Source organism: Cloacibacillus evryensis DSM 19522, from assembly GCF_000585335.1.
Lineage (GTDB): Bacteria > Synergistota > Synergistia > Synergistales > Synergistaceae > Cloacibacillus > Cloacibacillus evryensis.
Map to the genome: position 1 here is coordinate 2,606,534 of NZ_KK073872.1, position 13,411 is coordinate 2,619,944.

At 58.6% G+C, this 13,411-nt stretch carries 15 protein-coding genes; 5 read left to right on the forward strand and 10 right to left on the reverse strand.

Features of this window, described 5'->3' with window-relative positions; all coding sequences use genetic code 11:
* Positions 1 to 82: 82 nt before the first annotated feature.
* The 6 genes from CLOEV_RS16900 to CLOEV_RS11695 form a co-directional block, all read right to left on the reverse strand.
* Positions 83 to 253, reverse strand: a complete 171-nt coding sequence (locus CLOEV_RS16900; RefSeq protein WP_008713121.1) for a hypothetical protein — start codon at positions 251 to 253, stop codon at positions 83 to 85.
* A gap of 237 nt (positions 254 to 490) precedes the next feature.
* Positions 491 to 1,639, reverse strand: a complete 1,149-nt coding sequence (locus tag CLOEV_RS11675; RefSeq protein ID WP_034443906.1) for an NAD(P)/FAD-dependent oxidoreductase — start codon at positions 1,637 to 1,639, stop codon at positions 491 to 493.
* A 14-nt stretch (positions 1,640 to 1,653) separates the two neighbouring features.
* Positions 1,654 to 1,920 (reverse strand): (2Fe-2S)-binding protein, encoded by a 267-nt coding sequence (locus tag CLOEV_RS11680; RefSeq protein ID WP_008713125.1) that lies wholly within the window; start codon positions 1,918 to 1,920, stop codon positions 1,654 to 1,656.
* A gap of 1 nt (position 1,921) precedes the next feature.
* The gene (locus CLOEV_RS11685; protein ID WP_008713127.1) at positions 1,922 to 2,473 is read right to left on the reverse strand and encodes a 4Fe-4S dicluster domain-containing protein; all 552 of its coding nucleotides are present in this window, start codon (positions 2,471 to 2,473) and stop codon (positions 1,922 to 1,924) included.
* Between the two features lie 3 nt (positions 2,474 to 2,476).
* Positions 2,477 to 3,577 carry an NAD(P)/FAD-dependent oxidoreductase gene (locus CLOEV_RS11690; protein ID WP_034443908.1) on the reverse strand — a complete coding sequence of 367 codons (1,101 nt, stop codon included), beginning with the start codon at positions 3,575 to 3,577 and terminating at the stop codon, positions 2,477 to 2,479.
* Between the two features lie 16 nt (positions 3,578 to 3,593).
* Positions 3,594 to 3,914: a (2Fe-2S)-binding protein gene (locus CLOEV_RS11695; protein WP_034443911.1), complete on the reverse strand. Its 321-nt coding sequence runs from the start codon at positions 3,912 to 3,914 to the stop codon at positions 3,594 to 3,596.
* 387 nt (positions 3,915 to 4,301) lie between these two features.
* On the opposite strand from CLOEV_RS11695, the gene CLOEV_RS11700 reads away from it, so the two are divergent.
* The gene (locus tag CLOEV_RS11700; RefSeq protein WP_034443914.1) at positions 4,302 to 4,634 is read left to right on the forward strand and encodes a DHCW motif cupin fold protein; all 333 of its coding nucleotides are present in this window, start codon (positions 4,302 to 4,304) and stop codon (positions 4,632 to 4,634) included.
* 34 nt (positions 4,635 to 4,668) lie between these two features.
* Here the strand turns inward: CLOEV_RS11700 and CLOEV_RS11705 are convergent, their stop codons facing one another.
* The 3 genes from CLOEV_RS11705 to CLOEV_RS11715 form a co-directional block, all read right to left on the reverse strand.
* Complete coding sequence (locus CLOEV_RS11705) at positions 4,669 to 6,243, reverse strand: DEAD/DEAH box helicase (RefSeq protein ID WP_008713133.1); 1,575 nt, start codon at positions 6,241 to 6,243, stop codon at positions 4,669 to 4,671.
* A 1-nt stretch (position 6,244) separates the two neighbouring features.
* Positions 6,245 to 6,715, reverse strand: coding sequence for a GNAT family N-acetyltransferase (locus tag CLOEV_RS11710; RefSeq protein WP_008713135.1), 471 nt, complete (start codon positions 6,713 to 6,715; stop codon positions 6,245 to 6,247).
* Between the two features lie 119 nt (positions 6,716 to 6,834).
* A complete protein-coding gene (locus tag CLOEV_RS11715; RefSeq protein ID WP_156938411.1) occupies positions 6,835 to 8,442 on the reverse strand; it encodes a M20/M25/M40 family metallo-hydrolase in 1,608 nt (535 codons plus the stop codon).
* Positions 8,443 to 8,577: 135 nt separating this feature from the next.
* Between CLOEV_RS11715 and CLOEV_RS11720 the strand changes: the two genes are divergently transcribed.
* Both CLOEV_RS11720 and CLOEV_RS11725 read left to right on the forward strand, forming a co-directional pair.
* On the forward strand, positions 8,578 to 9,285 hold the full coding sequence (locus CLOEV_RS11720; RefSeq protein ID WP_034443917.1) for a CoA transferase subunit A: 708 nt from the start codon (positions 8,578 to 8,580) through the stop codon (positions 9,283 to 9,285).
* Entirely contained in the window at positions 9,269 to 9,937 is a 669-nt protein-coding gene (locus CLOEV_RS11725) for a 3-oxoacid CoA-transferase subunit B (RefSeq protein WP_008713142.1), read from the forward strand. Before CLOEV_RS11720 ends, CLOEV_RS11725 begins: the two co-directional genes overlap by 17 nt.
* Positions 9,938 to 10,023: 86 nt before the next feature.
* Here CLOEV_RS11725 and CLOEV_RS11730 read toward each other — a convergent pair whose 3' ends face one another.
* The gene (locus tag CLOEV_RS11730; RefSeq protein WP_008713144.1) at positions 10,024 to 10,950 is read right to left on the reverse strand and encodes a ketopantoate reductase family protein; all 927 of its coding nucleotides are present in this window, start codon (positions 10,948 to 10,950) and stop codon (positions 10,024 to 10,026) included.
* A 236-nt stretch (positions 10,951 to 11,186) separates the two neighbouring features.
* Here CLOEV_RS11730 and amrA point away from each other — a divergent pair, with 236 nt between their 5' ends.
* Entirely contained in the window at positions 11,187 to 12,578 is a 1,392-nt protein-coding gene (gene amrA, locus CLOEV_RS11735) for an AmmeMemoRadiSam system protein A (RefSeq protein ID WP_034443919.1), read from the forward strand.
* Positions 12,547 to 13,401, forward strand: coding sequence for an AmmeMemoRadiSam system radical SAM enzyme (gene amrS, locus CLOEV_RS11740; protein WP_008713148.1), 855 nt, complete (start codon positions 12,547 to 12,549; stop codon positions 13,399 to 13,401). The genes amrA and amrS overlap by 32 nt, the downstream gene beginning before the upstream one ends.
* Positions 13,402 to 13,411 lie beyond the last annotated feature (10 nt).

Genomic DNA, 13,411 nt, shown 5'->3' on the forward strand with positions numbered 1-13,411 from the left:
CCTTCCTTGTTAAATCAAAAATCCCGTATAGATTAAATACCATTTTACTTAATATTTCAACTGCGTATTCTTGCCTAAATATTTAACCCATGAATTTTTTCATGAGATACGTGCAAATTATCACCACCACGCACATCACTACGATCCCGATGGTACCGGAACCGCTGATTATTTCAGCCGACGCCTCAGCGGGAAGCGCGGCAAAGGCAAAGATGGTGAGCAGCAGAAGGAGCAGAAAAGTTTTATTTTTCATTGAACAGCCGCCTTTCTAAGGGCACAAAAAAGGACCTACCAGAATAACGCCTCTGATAAGTGCCGTTCATTTATTTTTATATCATAAAATCGCAGGAAGTCAATAATAAAAGGAGAAAAATTTATCGAAAAAAAGACTACTTCCGGGGATTCTCTTCCAAATTATCACAAAATTTGCATTATTCTAGTACAAGCGCGGCCGCCCTCACGGCGGCCGCGCTTGTAAAGAGAGAGTTTATTAAATGAACGCAGGTTCGAAGAAGAGGTCGTTTTCCGCAAATCTTGAAAGGCGGAATCTGTGCAGATCGACAAATGGCGCCTCTCCCATGAGAAGTTCCTTGCAGACACGCCCGCCGGAAGGACCGAACTGGAGCCCGTGGCCGCTCCAGCCACAGTTGACGAGAAGTCCCTCCACGGGAGTCCAGTCTATGATCGCATTGTGGTCCGGCGTGTTGTCATAGGCCCCCGACCACTGGCGCACGACGCGGATTCCGCGAAGCGCCGGTATCCTCTTAAGGATGCTGGTGGTAACTCCTTCGAGGAATTTGGCGCTGTTGCCGGCCTCTACCGTATGCGGCTCGCCTGGGTCGTCGCGTCCGAACATGAATGTGCCGTTCGGGCACTGCTTGAAATACGCCCCGTCGTCAAGGCAGAGGACCATCGGGCAGTTAAAGATCTCGACCGCCTCCGTGATAAGTATATTGTGGCGTTCGGGGTAGACCGGAAGCTCCACGCCCACAGTCGCCGCAAGCGGCGTAGACCAGGGGCCGGCGGTAAGGAGCACCTTCGGCGCGTGCCATTCTTCCCCGCTCTCGGTCACGACTCCCTTTATCCTGCCGTTCTCCGCAAGCAGCTTCGTGACCGGCGTGTATGTCTTTATCTCAGCGCCGAGGCGGCGCGCGGCGTGCCCGTAAGCCAGCGTCAGCGTCTGCGGGTTGATATGCCCGTCGTCGCCGCAGAAGGCGGCGCCGAGGATGCCGTCAAGGTTCAGATAAGGCCATCTGTCGTGGATCTCCGCGGGAGTCATCATCACAGACGGTATATCGAGACTTTTCTGAAGCGTGACGTTTTTATTGAGCTGCTCCATGCAGGGGTCCGAATAGGCGACCCACATGTAGCCCCATTGAGTGAACTCGAGCTTCATGCCCGTGTCCAGCTCCTCTTCAAGCGTCGGGAACACGGAGAGGTTATATTGAGCCATACGCAGGTTGACCTCGGTCCCGAAATGCTGGCGAAGCCCGGCCGCCGAACGCCCGGAACCGCCGGAGGAGAGGTATTCCTTTTCAAAGAGGACCGTCTTTACTCCGGCCTTCGCCAGTTCATAGGCGGCAGACGATCCATGCACGCCGCCGCCAACTATGATCACATCAGCAGTTTTTACTGTCATGGCATACTACCTCCCTAGTCTTCGTCAGCCAAAAGCATGGCCTTTATCGGCTTCACGGGCGGACGGATGACCCCGGCCCTCACTTCGGCGATCGGTTTTCCGGTGGCGCGCGCAAGCTCGCGGATGATGATGTCGCGGCATCCGCGTCCCTGGCATGGTCCCATGCCGACGCGCAGGATGCGCTTCAATTCGTCAAATTCGGTGTAGCCCGCCGCTATCCATTTGCGGATCTCGTCGATCTCTACCTCTTCACAGCGGCATATCACATTCACTTTCGCCATTTCAGCACTCCTCCTCCGGGCGCAGGCATGCGGGCGCGTTCACCGCGACTGCGCGGATTTGATCCGTCAGCTCTTTTGGTATGACTACGCTGACCACATAGGTACGGTCTTTGGAGGGTTCGGTGACGGCGATCACTTCTCCCTCGGCCACGACTTCCCCGACGCGGTTGAGGCATTTGACCGTCTTGCCCTTTTCCGGCAGCGGCAGCATTTCGTAGGGCAGCTTGACGACGGCTTTGTCCGAAGCGTAGGTCATGTCGATCACGAAGCAGGCTAGCCCAGGGCATCTCGATACGCAGATGCCGCAGCCGGTGCATTTGGCGTAGTCTATCCGCGGTACGTCGTTTATGTCTTCAAAGGGAAGGACCGCCCCTGTCGGGCAGCTTGTGTAGCAGGGGTTGCAGGGGATGCGTTTGGGGCATTCTATGACCGCGTAGCCGCCTTTTTTTGCTTCCCACGCCTCTTTCGGCGGCAGGACGGCTCCCTCCGTGTGTTCCACGAGGACGCCGCTGTTGAACAGTTTTTCTTTATCGCATGCGCATGTGCAGCCCATTGTCTACGCCTCCCATCTTTCTACGAGGACCTGGTCTATTCCCGCGAGGATTTTTTCTCCCACTTCTCCGGCGCGGAGGTGGTGAAGGCGGGTCCAGTATTCGTCGAATTTCTTGTCGTCTATTTTGTGTCCCAGGGCTTTGGCCGCCGAGTGACCCGCTATCCTTCCCTCCACCATGGCGGCGGAGGCCTCTTCTATGCCGGAGGCGTCTCCCGCGACCCAGATGTCGGGGTTGCTGGTCTGCATGGTTTTGTCTCTGAAGGGCACGTAGCCGCAGAGCTGGGGGACGAACTGCATTTTGCAGCCCGACTGCCAGAAGAGTTCCGTCGTAGGCGTGAGGCCGACTGCCATGCAGATGATGTCGCAGTCGATTTTCTTCGGTTCGCCGATGAGCTGGAATTTATCGTCAAGCTCCTGAATGACCGCCCCTTCGAGGATTTTATCGCCGACGGCTTCTACGATGGTGTGTCTGAGAAGGATGGGGATGCCGAGGCGTCTTATCTTTGCCGCATGGACCCAGTAGCCGCCGATTTTCGGCATGGCTTCCACGACCGCCGCCACTTCGACTCCCGCCTGGGTGAGCTGGTAGCTGACGATAAGGCCGATGTTGCCCGCCCCCACCATGACGACTTTTTTGCCCGGCACGACGCCGTAGACGTTCATAAGTGTCTGGACCGCTCCCGCGCCGTAGACTCCGGGAAGGTCGTTGTTGGGGAAGGGGATCATTCTTTCCTGGGCGCCGGTCGCCACAACGGCTTTTTTGGCTTTGACGCGGTAGTAGTTTTCTTCGCCCGCCATTACGGTGTAGACGCCGTCCTCGGGGTAACAGCCGGTGACGGTGGAGTTGCAGTTGATTTTTACTTTGTCTCCGAGAGAAGCTATTTCGTCCAGGAGGATGTCGGCGATCTTATAGCCTCTGGTGCCGGCGTATTCGTCCTTGGAACCGAAAAATTTGTGGGTCTGCTTTACGAGCTGCCCTCCCGGGTGGAGATCGCTCTCTATCACCGTGACTTTAGCTCCCGCCGCCGCGGCTTCGGCCGCCGCGCAGAGGCCCGCCGCTCCGCCGCCGATCACGAGGAGGTCTGTCTCATGTACTTTTTTCATCTTAATATACCCCTCCTTAGCAGGCGTCCATGGGGACGCGGCCCTTGTCCCTTTGCGTCTCGACTTTCATCCCCGCCAAAAGCGGAGTGACGCAGGTACGGACGTTGGGGACTCCGTCTACCACCATGAAGCATGAGCTGCATTTGCCGATCGCGCAGAAGAAGCCGCGCGTCCTTTTCATCTCCGGCGTGACACGGTAGATGAGAACCCCGTTGGCGTGCAGCGCCATCGCTATCGGCTCTCCCTCGTATCCCTTGAACTCCTGCCCGTCGAAGGTGAATGTCACTTCCCTACCGTGCTTGTAGTCCAGTATCGGGTGTCTCTGGATCAGTTCCATGCCCTCTCTCCCTCCTTGGTCTTGATAATAATGTAATCCATAAAACAATCTCATTAAAATAACTAAACAATAACATAATACATCGCTTCATATTGTTTGAAAAATGATGTTTATGGCTATATATTATCGATTTTTTCAATATTTAATTGCCGCGTTTTTGCAGCATTTATCTTATTTATTTAATATAAAATCAACTAAAATTATTTTTTAGGAATTTTGAGCGCGAATAGCACTTTTATACAAATAAAAACAGTTGATAACTCTTTTATATTCTTTTTGCTCACTTTCTTGTTCATTATTAATTATCGAAAACATGTGAATTAACTCGCAAAATAACTTCTTTGATATTTTGATATAATGAGCGTTGACACAAGAGGGGGAATTTGTTTGAAGATCGAGGGCGTGCCTTATCAGACAGTGGACTGGAATAAAATTGAGCCCGTCGCGCACGGCGGCGAGAGCGGGGAGGCCCTGTGGAGGACCTTTGAAAAGGGCAACGTCCGCGCGCGCGTCGTGGAATACGGGGCCGGCTATCTTGCGGACCACTGGTGTCCGCGCGGTCATGTGCTCTTCGTGCTTGAGGGATCGGTGATCTCCGAGCTGGAGGACGGTACGAAAGAGGAGCTCACCCCGGGGATGGGCTACGTGGCGGAGGACGACGGGAAAAACCGTCATCGTTCATTTTCGCCGAACGGCGTGAAACTTTTCATCGTAGACTAGAAGAGGGCGGCTCCGCCGCCCCTTTCCGTCTCTTTTATTCTTCTTCCGAATTGTCTTCGGTTATCTTGATCTGCCGTATCTTGTCTTCGAATCCGAAGACGGAGGCGTCTATTTTGTTGACCGCGATATCTATCTGATCCATATTCGAAAAGCGGTAGCCCTCCGGCAGGCGGTTGGCAAAACGTTTTATCTTCAGCAGCGCCTGCAGGTAGTTCCTCTCCGTCTTTCGCAGCAGGTCGGCGCACTCCATCGCGTCGGGCATCTCGTACTTCGCGAAGAGGCGCGCGATCGCGATGTTCACCTCGTGCTCCATCTCGTCGCTCCAGATGTCGCCGAGTATTTTTCTGACGCGCTTCCTTTCGTCCTGATCCTTTATCAGAGCCAGCATCTGCGTTATTTCGCGCAGCGCCGCTTCGACCTCCTTCGTTACGGAACGGACGCCGCGGCGGGGCATCGAACATTCGGCGATCGTCTGCGCCTCGGTTTCGACGGTTATCTCTTTTTTCAGCAGTCTGCCGATCGCCGGAAGCAGCTTTATCTTCGCCTCTTCGCGGGGCTTGTCAAGCGTCTCAAGGTAAAGTATCGCCGTATCGTAGTCGAAGTTCTCGCATTTGCTGCGCGGGATATAAGAGACGTATCCCGTGTCGAAATATCCCTTGCGTCCGGCGCGGCCGGCCATCTGCATGAATTCGTTCTTCGTCAGCGGCCCGTCGATGAATTTCGCCATCTGGCCGAAGACGACCGTCTCCGCCGGCAGGTTCACGCCGAGCGAGAGCGCGTCGGTCCCAGCGACAACGTCTATTATCCGCTCGCGAAAGGCCATCTCCACCAGCAGCTTTTCTTTAGGCAGCATCGAGCCGAAGTACATGCCGACGCCGCGCAGCATCGTGTCCGGGACCTTTTCGACCTCCAGGATCTGCGACATCTCGCGCAGGCGGTCGCGTTTGTCGCGGTCCACCTTGCGGCGGGTCCTGGCGATCTGCGCCGCGATCCATTCGACGCCTTTTTTGGAAAAGGCGAAGACAAGCGCGTCGCGGATCTGGGCGAAGCGCAGCCCGCGCTGTTTGTAAACGAGCTTCGTGACGCGTTTTTCCGTCTCAAAGAGGGCAAAATCGCGCCGCGCCATCTCCTCAAGGTAGCCGCGCACCTTATCCGGGTTGCCGAAGGTGGCGGACATCACGAGGATGCCGCTCTCGTCAGAGGTGCGGCGCAGGCCGTCTATGTAGGCGCGGGCGCGCTCCGGGTCGTTGAAGATGAAATGGAACTCGTCGATTATGACCTTTTGTCCGGGGATGTGGGCATATTTGAGGGTGTATATCTCCTGCGTGCAGCAGAGCACCTCGGCACCGGCGTTTTTCTTGAAATCGCCGGTCTCGAGCCCCACGTCGAAGCCCATCGATTTAAGTTCAAGGTAGCGTTCGTTGGAGAGGGCCTTGATCGGCGCGGTAAAGATCACGCGCCCTTCCGGCATCTGAGGCGTGCCGTCGCGGCTCATGAGTCCGGCCCATATATAGGCGACCCAGGTTTTGCCGCTGCCTGTCGGAGCGGAGAGGATCGCGTCCTTCCCCGCTATTGTCTCAAGCGCTTTTTCCTGCCATTGATATAGCATATTATAGTTTTATGCGCATCACGGGAAGGAGCCGTTCCGGCAATCCCTCCGTCCGCTCTTCTCCTATCTTCTCCGCTCCCATGTGCCGGTAGAATTCCTCGGCGTTCGGGTCGGATACTATGTAAAGTTCCTCGGCTCCCATCGTCTCGGCGATCTCGCAGGCGTGAAGGAAGAGCTTTCCGCCCAGCCCGGTGCCAATTTCATCGGGAAGCACCCATAGATGTTCGAGCCATAATTTCCCGTCCTTTTTCTCAAGCGCATAAAAACCGACCTTTTCGTCTGTCTCCTCGTGCTCTATGAGATAAGAGGGATTGTTTTCGATAAAATCCTGCTCGATGTTGAGCATCTCCCGAAAGATGTTCATCACATCCACGGGGTAATCCCAGTAAGATTTGGATCTCCAGGCTATGTCTGTCAGTTCTTCCGCCTCTTCTGGCCTGGCCGGACGTATTCGAACGTCGTCATCGTACATTTTGTTTATCGTGCTCCCCTTATATAAGATATGCGAGGTACATTGTACCACAACACTAATAAATAAGTTCAGCGTATTGCGCGCAGCTCTCCCAGCGGTCCGCGCCGGCCGGCCTGTTATTAAGAGTTTCTTTTCGATATCTCTCTGACCGCCCTCTTGAGCAGCTCCGGCAGCACGTCGAGCGAGTAGCTCAGGTGCAGGCGTTCGTCTCTTTTATGGGGGGCCTCGCCGCTCGGGCCGAGGTTCATCACGGGAAGGCCTAGCCCCTGCATCTCCGCGAGCGGGATATTATAAATGCCGCCCCAGCCGGGCATATTCTCGCTGAGCGCACGCACGTCGTCGTCGGAAACCTTCGCCCCTACGTAGCTGAGGTCGCAGAGTCCGGCGAAAAGCTCTGTCTCCGTCATTTTAAGCCCGTATTTTGCGGCGCACTCCTCCGCGACTGCGCGCGCAGCCGCGACCGCCGCCCTGTCGCGCGGGTCGTCCGTAATGTCGGTGCGCACCGCCAGCCACGGCGGCAAGAAGAAGCAGACGATATAGGGCCCCTCCGCGCCGGAACGGTCGGCGATGAAATCGACGGCCTTTATGCCGCGAGCGCGCATATCGCCGGGGGGCAGCGTCTCTATATAGCGGCTCAGCTCATCGTCGAACGAAGCGCCGTGACGCCCGCGCGCAAGCTCTTTTAGCTCCTCCAGCGTATAGACTGCCGGTTCCGCCGGTTCAAACTCCGCCCCCTCATAGCCCAGCGCGAGAAGCGCGCGATAGGAGGCGGTGAGCTGCTCCGAGCTCTGGCGCAGCGCGTAGGCCGCGATGCCGCGCATCTGCTCCATCACCAGCGCGGGGGTGTTGTTCGTCGTGAAGCAATTGAAGTAGGCGTAAGCCTTATCGGGGACGGTAACGCTGTAAAAGTCGCGCAGCGCCTTCATGTCGAGACAGATCCACGAGGGCTGGCAGACGCCGTGCAGCGGGTCCGCGAGGTAGGGGTTGCCCTCCGCGTACGCGACGAGCCGCGAGGCTGCTAGCAGCGCGGAGAAACCGTTGTAACAGCTGCCGACATGGGCGTCGCGCCCGCGGATGTAGAAGCCCGGCATCAGCTTGCCGAGCGTGCCGAGGAATACCATCGGGCCGACAACGCCGGACTGCCCCGCCTCCCCCGGCTCGGTGTTCAGCGCCGCGAGAAAGTCAAGCCCCTCCGCCTGCATCGCCGCGATGGCCGGCAGCACGCCGCGCATACCGGCCGAGGCGTTCTCCTCGTCCCCGACGAGGGCCATCACGAGGTTTACGTCAAAGAGGCCGCGGTCCTTCGCGAACTCCTCAATGAGCGCCGTTTCGACCGCGACGCCGCACTTCATGTCCATCACGCCGCGCCCGTAGAGGATGTCTCCGCCGGCCCCGAATATCTCCGCGAGCCGGTCGGGAGCAAAGGCGTGTTCGGCGATATCGCCGTAGCATTTTATATCGACGACGTCGTAATGGCCGATGAGCAGCACCGTGCGCGCCGTCTTTTTGGCGGCGTCGACGCGGGCTACCAGCGATTTCAACTTATAAAGCGAGCCCTCCAGCGGCGTTTCGGCCAGCTTAAGGTGAGCTCGATGTTCCTGGAAATAGGGAAGCTTTGAGAGCCTTTCAAAGAGCCATTCGCCGGGAGCGCTCTCCGCGGCGCTCTCCGTAACGCTCGGTATCGCAACAAGTTCTTTTATCATCGATAATAGATATTCTCTGTCCACAGCTACCGCCTCCTAGGTCGATTAAATGATATCACAATAGGCGGCCTGCCAGCGCGCAGGGAGAAACTTCTCCTTGACATTCGCCGCCGCGGCTGTAAAACTTGTGGCAGAACGCTTGAGAGGATGTTTTACTGAATGGCGAAACCATTTATCAAGCCCGTCATCACCGCCGGCGAGGCCGCGGCGTACATATCGCCGGGGAGCTCGCTGATGATCGGCGGCTTCAATTACGGCGGCGCGCCCTATACGATCATAGAGGCGCTTTGTGAGAGCGGCGTGAGAGATATCGACCTCATCTGCGTCGACACCAGCTACTTCCAGACTAAAGTACCGGGCCCGGTCGGCGTGGCGCGGCTCGTGACGAACGGGCAGCTCCGCTCGCTCGTCGCCTCACACATCGGCCTCAATAAAAAGACACAGGAGCTGTATACGAGCGGGGAGCTGAAGATAGAGCTTATCCCGATGGGCACCTTCGTCGAGCGCATCCGCGCGGGCGGCGCCGGGCTCGGCGGCATCCTCACGCCGACCGGCGTGGACACCGTCTATGAGGAGGGGCGCGACAGCGTCGAGCTCGACGGGCGGCGCTACATCATCGAACGCCCGCTAAAGGCCGACGTCGCCCTCATCCGCGCATACAGGGCGGACGCGGCGGGAAATCTCATCTACTACGGAACGAACCGGAATTTCAATCCGACGATGGCGACCGCCGCGGCAAAGGTCGTGGCCGAAGTGGACGAAGTCGTGCCAATCGGCGGGATAGCCCCGGACGACGTCGTAACGCCGGGCATCTTCATCGACGCGCTGGTATTGAAGGGAGAGGGCGAATATGCTTCCAGAACTTAGCGAGAACGAGGCGCGCGCGCGTATAGCGAGGAGGATAGCGGCGGAGCTCGAGGACGGCGCGCTGGTAAACCTCGGCATCGGCATCCCGCAGCTCGTGCCCGACTATGTGCCGAAAAACGTGCGGCTCATACTGCAGACGGAAAACGGCGTCATCAACGCCGGCCCGGGCAGGGACAAAGACGATCTGCGCGTCATCGACGCCGGCGGAACGCCGGTCTCGGTGCTGCCCGGCGGCGCGCTGATCTCCTCCGAGCTGAGTTTCGCGATCATGCGCGGCGGCCACATCGACGTCACCATTCTCGGCGCGCTTGAGGTCGACCGCGAGGGCAGCCTCGCGAACTGGATGATCCCGCAGGTACGCGTACCCGGCATGGGCGGCGCGATGGACATCGTTGCGGGAGCGAAGAAGGTCTACGTCGCGACGCGCCACTTCGACAGGGATGGACGCAGCAAACTCGTGCAGAAATGCTCGCTGCCGCTGACCGGCCATGGCGTGGTGGACGTGATCGTCACCGAATACTGCGTCGTGCGTAATATTTACGGACGCATGGTGATGACCGAAATAGCCGAGGACGCGAGCCTCCAGCTCCTGCTCGACCGGACGGAGATGCGGCTCGACGTCAGCTCCGGACTGAAGCGGAGCCGGTTTTAAGGGACGCGTGGAGTCCGGCGGCAGGCGGCGCAGACCTTTCAGCGCCGCGCCGCCTTTCCGGGCGGCCCATTCATACCGGCGTCCGTTTAAAAAGATTCTTCCATCGCCCGGATCTGCCGCAGGTAGGTACGGTTGACGGGGACGGCGAGCCCGTGCCTGTCAGCGATATCGACCACGGTCCCCGCGAAGGCCTCGACCTCTGTCAAACGCCTTGCTTCGATATCCTGCAGCATCGAGGTCTTTCCCTCGGCGCCAAGCATATCCATTATCCTGAAACAGTCATCTATCTCCCTCGTCCCCAGGGAGATCCCCTCGGCGCCGGCCGCGGCCGCGGCCTCCTCCATCGCCGAACGCATGAGGGCGCGCGCGCTCGGGGAGCGCTGCATCATTCCGTACGTGAAGCCCAGTATCGCGGAGGTCTGGTTAAGCCCCGTATTCATCATGAACTTTTTCCACAGGCTCGTTATCATGTCTTCGGGAATCTCATATTCGATGCCGGTGCGCAGAAAAAAATCCTCCACCGCCGCGACATTCTCCGAATAACGGCCCGGCTCGTTGCGCGCCTCCCCGAAGGGGATGAAGCCGGTATTCCCGCAGAACGTGCTGTCGCCGACACGCGTCGCGTCTATCTTCATCGCGTAGGAGTAGAGGACCCTCTCCGCGCCATAACGCGACATCAGCAGCCGTTCGCTCGTGACTCCGTTCAGCGGCGCGATGATCACCGTCCTGGGGCCGACAAAATCCCGAATGTCATCTATCGCCCCGGCAAGCTGGGTGTTCTTCACGGATACGAATACCAGATCGGCCGGCGGTTCGCCGGTGCCGGGTTCCGCGACGTTGAAGCGGCAGCGCCTTCCATTATAGTTCATCCCATTTTGGCGGCAGCGCTCGGCGCGCTCCCCCGCGGCAATGACACGTATCTTCTCCATGGGCAGGCGCTCCGCCATCGTCGTCAGATAGGCGCATCCGACCGCGCCAAGCCCGATAAGGGCCACGTCCTCTATCTTTTTCATTTTCATCATCCGTTTCGTTAAAGGTTTGTCTTCTCCGTTCCTTAAACGCCGGCGCCGCGCGATCCTCAAAACGCCCTATCGGCCCTTCGGCATATGCGGGTATATTATATACGTTCGCACGCTGCGAAAGGCGTTTGCCGGCCGCCGCGCGGTGTATAATTTGAAATATCCCGATCCATATTATGGCCGGCGTATATAAAGAAACGTATATTTCATACAAGATTGGAGGAACAGGCATGGGAATTGAAGCTGGAATAATGGTCCCGCACCCTCCGCTCATAATACCGGAGGTCGGCAAAGGCGGGGAAAAAACCATCTCAAAGACCGCCGCGGCGTACGAAAGGGCCGCTTCGTTCATCGCCGGCGCCGCGCCGGAGACGCTGATCGTCATCTCGCCGCACGCCGCCGTCTACCGCGATTATTTCCACATCTCTCCCGGCGCACGCGCGTCTGGAAGTTTCGCGAACTTCGGCGCTCCGCGGGCCGCCGTCTCCGTAGATTACGACGCGGAATTTGTAAGCGGGCTCGAGACATTGGCGGAGGCCGGCGGCCTGCCCGCGGGAACGCTTGGGGAGCGTCTCGGAGAGCTTGACCACGCGACGCTCGTGCCGCTCTATTTCCTTGAAAAGACTTGCGGCGCGATAAAAGCAAAGGTCGTGCGCGTCGCGATCTCCGGACTTCCGCTCACAGAGCACTACCGCCTCGGAATGCTCATCAGGGAGACAGCCGAGCGGCTCCGCCGGAGGACGGCGATAATCGCCAGCGGCGATCTCTCGCACCGCCTCAAGGAGGACGGCCCTTACGGTTTCAATCCGGAGGGTCCTCGCTACGACGCGCTCGTCATGGATGTGATGGGACGCGGAGCCTTCGGCGAGCTTTTTGACTTTTCAGAGGGATTCTGCGAAAGCGCCGGAGAGTGTGGGCACCGCTCATTCGTCGTCATGGCCGGGGCCTTCGACGGCACGGCGGTCAAGGCCGAACCTCTGTCATACGAGGGCCCCTTCGGCGTCGGCTACGGGACATGCCTCTTCCGCGCGGCGGGGCCGGATGAAAACCGGCGCTTCCTCACGGAATTCGCGGATAGAGAGCGCGCGCGGCTTGCCGCGCTGAAGGAAAAGGAGGACGCCTATGTCCGCCTCGCGCGCGCCGCCGTCGAGACATACGTCACCAGCGGCAAAAAGATCGCCGTACCGGCCGGACTGCCGGCGGAGATGCTTTCGCGCCGCGCCGGCACCTTCGTCTCGCTCAAAAAAGATGGAAGACTGCGGGGCTGCATCGGAACCATCGCTGCCGCCTCGCCCTCGGTGGCGGCGGAGATAATCAACAACGCCATAAGCGCGGCGTCGAGCGACCCGCGCTTCGACCCGGTCGAAAGAAAAGAGCTGCCCCAGCTCGTCTACAGCGTGGACGTCCTCGGCGAAACTGAAAAGATCGGCTCCGCCGCCGAACTCGACGTAAAAAGATACGGCGTGATCGTAACCAGGGGCGGGCGGCGCGGCCTGCTGCTGCCAAACCTTGAGGGCGTCGACAGCGTCGAAGAGCAGATCTCCATCGCGAAGGAAAAGGCCGGCATCGGCAAGGGCGAGAAAGCGGAGCTTGAAAGATTCGAGGTGGTGCGCCATCACTAGCATCAACTGCCCCGTATGCTTCCGGCACTGCCGGCTCGCGGAGGGCGAGACAGGCTTCTGCCGCGCGCGGCTGAACGCCGGCGGCAGAAGCGTCAGCGCGAGCTATGGGAAGATAACCTCCGCGGCGCTCGACCCGGTGGAGAAAAAACCCTTCGTGAATTTTTACCCCGGCAGCTTCATCCTCTCCGTCGGCACCTTCGGATGCAATATGGACTGTCCCTTCTGCCAGAATTACGAGATCGCCGGCGCCGGAGCGGGGGAGGTCCCGACGCGCGGCATATCCCCCGCCGAGCTCGCCGCGCTCGCCGTCGAGCTGCGGGAACGCGGCAGCATCGGCGTCGCCTATACCTACAACGAGCCGCTGATCGGCTGGGAATTCGTGCGCGACAGCGCCGCCGAGGTGAAAAAACGCGGGATGAAAAATGCCGCCGTCACCAACGGCTCCGTCACGCAGGAGATACTCCGAGAGCTGCTGCCCTACATTGACGCATACAATATCGACCTTAAAGGCTTCACGCGCGAATACTACCGGAAACTTGGAGGCGACCTCGACACGGTAAAGGGTTTTATAAAGACCGCCGCCGCTCACGCCCACGTAGAACTGACGACACTCATCGTACCGGGAGAGAACGACGGCGCGGATGAGATGGCGGCGCTCGCCGCCTGGGTCGCTTCCGTCGACAGAAAGATCCCCCTCCACATCACGCGATTTTTCCCGCGCAGGCTCATGAAAGATAGAGAGGCCACTGATACGGGGCTGCTTCGCCGGCTGGCGGAGGCAGCGAAAAAAGAACTCGAAACCGTCGTACTGGGCAATATATAGCCGCCGGAAA